We start from the raw sequence: 4,151 nt of genomic DNA, 5'->3' as shown, positions 1-4,151 counted from the left end.
GCTGGCGGTGGCGCTCGCCCTGGTGGCCGCGGTGTCGATGAACCGGCAGCTCGCGCCGCTGATGCGCAACAACGTCCACCTGCGCTACATGATGAACCCGGTTGCAAGCCTCTATTCGGCCGGCTCGGTGGTCATCAAGCCGATGTTCAAGCGCAGCCGCAAGCTGATTCCCATCACGGCCGGAACGGCGCTGGGCGCGAGCTACGCGGGCCAGGCGCGGCCGCCGATGTTCGTGCTGGTGGTGGGCGAAACGGCGCGGGCCGACCACTTCGGCCTCAACGGCTATGCGCGCAACACCACGCCCGAGCTGGCGGCGCGCGGCGTGCTGAGCTATCGCGATGTGCATTCGTGCGGCACCAACACGCTGGCTTCGGTGCCGTGCATGTTCTCGCCGCTGGGCAAGCAGGGCTACGAATCGCGCAGCGACGACTATGAAAACCTGGTCGACGTGCTGCAGGCCGCCGGGCTGGCGGTGCTGTGGCTCGACAACCAGGCCGGCTGCAAGGACGTGTGCACGCGCATTCCCAACGCCTCCGCCTTCGACAGCCTCACGCCCGCACAGAAGAGCGCGCTGTGCGACGGCGAGGAATGCCTGGACGACGTCATGCTCAAGGGGCTGGACGAGCGCATTGCCGCGCTGCCCGCCGAGCGCCGCGCCAAGGGCGTGGTGCTGGTCATGCACCAGATGGGCAGCCACGGGCCGGCCTACTACAAGCGCTCCGCGCCGGAGATCAAGCGCTTCCTGCCCGAGTGCAAGACCAATGCGCTGGCCGAATGCGGCCATGCGGAGCTGCAGAACGTCTACGACAACTCGATTGCGCAGACCGATCATTTCCTGGGCCAGACCATCGACTGGCTCAAGGCGCAGTCCGGCCAGTACGACCCGGCCCTGCTCTACGTGAGCGACCATGGCGAATCGCTCGGCGAATACGGCCTGTTCCTGCATGGCGTGCCCTACAGCTTCGCACCCGAGGCGCAGAAGCACGTGCCCATGGTCACCTGGTTCAGCCCCGGCATGAACGAGCGCCGCAAGCTGTCGCGCTCGTGCATGGAAGCGGGGCTCGATGCGCCGCTCACGCACGACAACCTCTACCACACGGTGCTGGGGCTGATGGACGTGAGCAATCCCACCTACAAGCCCGGCCTGGACGCGCTCGCATCCTGCCGAGGCAAGGCCTGAGGCGCTGGGCTATTTATTTCTTCTCGCGCGGCAGCCGCCCCATCAGGAAGAACTCGGTGTTCGGCTGCATGCCGCTGAAGCTCGCGAGGCGGTTGCTCAGGCCGAAGAAGGCGGTGATGGAGGCGATGTCCCAGATGTCCTCGTCGTCGAAGCCGTGGGCATGCAGCGCGGCGAAGTCCGCGTCCTCGACTTCGTGCGAGCGTTCGCAGACCTTCATCGCAAAGTCGAGCATGGCGCGCTGGCGCGGCGTGATGTCGGCCTTGCGGTAATTCACCGCCACCTGGTCGGCCACCAGCGGCTTCTTCTCGTAGATGCGCAGCAGCGCGCCGTGCGCCACCACGCAGTAGAGGCAGCGGTTGGCCGCGCTGGTGGTGGTGACGATCATCTCGCGGTCGCCCTTGGTGAGCGAGCCTTCCTCCTTCAGCATCAGCGCGTCGTGGTAGGCGAAGAAGGCGCGCCACTCGGCCGGGCGGCGCGCCAGCGCGAGGAACACATTGGGCACGAAGCCGGCTTTTTCCTGCACCGCGAGGATGGCGGTGCGGATGTCTTCCGGCAGGTCTTTGAGCTCGGCGAGGGGGTAGCGGTCGGCCATGTTCTGTCTCCTGGGTGGCAATGCCAGGATCATAGGCAACTGCCCGCCGCCGGGCTCGCGCCTACTTCAATGCCTTGCCTTGGGCTGCGCCGAGAGGCGTGTGCAGCTGCGAAGCCACCCACTGGCCGATGTTGTCGTCGCGGCCCTGCAGCAGGTAGCGCGTGTCGGGCTTGCCGTAGTTCTGCACCGCCATGGCAGAGAACTTGCCGATGTCGGTCTTGGGGTCGCGCAGGCGGTTCACGATCAGCACCTTCTTCGTGTCGGCAAAGTCGGCCATCATGTTCTGGTCGCCCTCGCTGTCGCCCGCAATGAAGCTCGGGCCGTAGCCGTACTTGCTGACCAGGAAGCGCTGGATGTTCTTCGTCTTGCCGGGGCCCTGCGTCTGGTCGTAGCCGCGCCGGTACTCGGGCTGGATCACGCCGTTGGCGTCGCGCTCCAGCTCCATCGCCAGCACGCGCTCGGGCGGGTTGTTGTAGCCGAAGGCGGGGTTCGACGAAATCTCCTTGATCACGTCGACGAAGGAGGCCGAGCACACCCACACGTCGAAGCCCGCGTTGCGGAAGGCGGCGTACAGCTCCTGCATCTCGGGCTGCAGCCGCAGGCCGTTCTTCCAGCTGACCGAGACCACGCCCGCCTGGCCCGGCAGCGCGGCCGGCGAGGTCCATTTCACCTTGGCCACGGGTTCCTTCAGCTGCCAGGCCACCGTGGCGGCCGTGAGCTTGCGCACCTGCGCTTCGGTCATGCCGACGAAGAGGTAGGTCACCCAGGGGTAGGCGGTGTCGTGGTCGAAGGTGTCGCCGATGGCCTCGTACAGGTAGCGTACCTTGGTGGTGAAGGCGACGTAGTGCGGGCTCAGCTTCACCGCGGCCAGCGGCTGGCTGCCCTTGAGGCCGCTGTAGTTCTGGTAGAGCCAGGTGTAGCTGGCCACGATGTCGGGCACCACGCGGTCGATGCTGACCGGCTGGCCGGCCGCATTGTTGAAGGCCGGCAGGAAGTCCTTCTTCGGGATGTTCTTGCGCAGCGCCACTTCGAGCTGCGCGGGCGTGGCGCCGAACACCAGGTTCTCGAGCTGGTAGATCAGCGAGGCTTCCTCGATGTCCAGGAACACGCTGGTGTTGTCCCAGTCGAAGACCACGTAGGGCGGCCGGGCGGCGCTGTAGCCCGGGCTCGACTTGCCGAGGCTGGCGATCAGGCCTTCGATCTGTGCCCGGTTGAAGGCGTCCCAGTGGGCGGGCGAAAGCGTGGTGGACGCAGAGGGGGCCAGGCTCGCGCAGCCCGTGGCGGCGAGTGCGGCGGCGAGCGGCGTGAGAAGAATCAGGCGGCGTTGCATGGAGTTCCTGTTGTTGTGCGGCGTTGATGGAAGGCCGAGCGTAGAGAACGCTCGTGACACTTCGACAAAGGCCTACGCATCAGCCATGCCAGCCGGGGGCCGGTTCACAGGCCCTGGGCACGGATGCGGTCGTACTGCTGTTCGATGAAGGCCGCCACGCGGCGCACGAGCTCGCGGTTGCCGCCGGACGCTTCGACGCTGGCCGCGGCCTGCACCGAAACGGTCTCTTCGGTCCGGCGGATGATGCGGTCCGCCTCTGCCGCCGACAGGCCGAAGTGGGGCGCCGCGGCACGCGCCAGCGCAAGGCTCGATGCATGCTGCCCCGGCAGGATGGCAAGCTCCTGGTAGCCCGTATGGCCGCCCAGCTGCATGACAAGATCGAAGGCAGGCGCCAGGCGCCAGAGGCCGTCGCCCTGCCGCAGGGCGCCATGGTTCTTGACGTGGTCGTCGCTGTTGCCCACGGCCAGGTTGAATACCAGGCGGCGAAACAGCTCGGTCAGGTCTTCTTGCGGCCGCGCCGATATGCGCCGCAGCAGCTGCGCGAGTTCGACATAGCTGCCGCGGCTGGATTCATAAGGCACGTCGAGCAGTGCCGAGGCCGACAGGTAGTGATGGCGCTGCTCGTCGTTCACGGGGCCGGTGCGATCGAAGCGCTCCACCAGCAAGGCGTGGCCGAACGCCAGGGGCTGCAGCAGGAAGGCGGGCACGCGGATGCCGCAGGCGCTGGCCAGCCAGAGTGTGGCGGCCTCGATCACCTCCACGTCGTGGTCGTCGCCGCGCGAGGAAAACTTGGCGATGTAGCGCCGTCCTTCATACGCAAAGGCCGCCTTGGGGCGCGCGCCGCCCAGGCTGCCGCCGCGCAGCAGCAGGTGCATGTCGGGCCCGATCTCCATGCCTTCCTCGACACGGCGCGAGGCTTCGGCAAGCTCCTCCAGCGACCAGAGCATGGAGGGCGGTTCTTCGCTCTGGATGGGCAATGCCTCGGCGAACACCATCGCGCCGATGCGGTCCTCGTTGGTCAGCAGCAGCGCGTCGATGTCCGACAGGGG

Annotated in this window: 4 protein-coding genes; 1 reads left to right on the top strand and 3 read right to left on the bottom strand. The window is 67.1% G+C overall.

What is annotated here, in order from left to right; all coding sequences use genetic code 11:
- A partial coding sequence (locus AC1DOC_RS22295) for a phosphoethanolamine transferase (protein ID WP_478130502.1) occupies window positions 1–1,180 on the top strand: 1,180 nt, incomplete at its 5' end.
- A gap of 13 nt (window positions 1,181–1,193) precedes the next feature.
- On the opposite strand, the gene AC1DOC_RS22290 is transcribed toward AC1DOC_RS22295, so the two are convergent.
- The 3 genes from AC1DOC_RS22290 to AC1DOC_RS22280 form a co-directional block, all read right to left on the bottom strand.
- Entirely contained in the window at window positions 1,194–1,772 is a 579-nt protein-coding gene (locus AC1DOC_RS22290; protein WP_012748379.1) for a peroxidase-related enzyme, read from the bottom strand.
- Window positions 1,773–1,833: 61 nt separating this feature from the next.
- Window positions 1,834–3,102, bottom strand: coding sequence for an HAD family hydrolase (locus AC1DOC_RS22285; protein WP_478080323.1), 1,269 nt, complete (start codon window positions 3,100–3,102; stop codon window positions 1,834–1,836).
- Between the two features lie 104 nt (window positions 3,103–3,206).
- Window positions 3,207–4,151 (bottom strand): type II toxin-antitoxin system HipA family toxin (locus tag AC1DOC_RS22280; protein WP_478130501.1); only part of this gene is annotated, 945 nt, incomplete at its 5' end.

It is taken from the genome of Variovorax sp. 01T439_2 (assembly GCF_056398445.1).
Note: the sequence above shows the minus strand (reverse complement) of the source record. Positions and strands in the feature narration are given on the sequence as shown.

Bases quoted from the DNA above. Each gene is read 5' to 3' on its own strand.
- AC1DOC_RS22285 (WP_478080323.1), bottom strand. From the start codon at position 3,102: ATGCAACGCCGCCTGATTCTTCTCACGCCGCTCGCCGCCGCACTCGCC.
- AC1DOC_RS22290 (WP_012748379.1), bottom strand. From the start codon at position 1,772: ATGGCCGACCGCTACCCCCTCGCCGAGCTCAAAGACCTGCCGGAAGAC.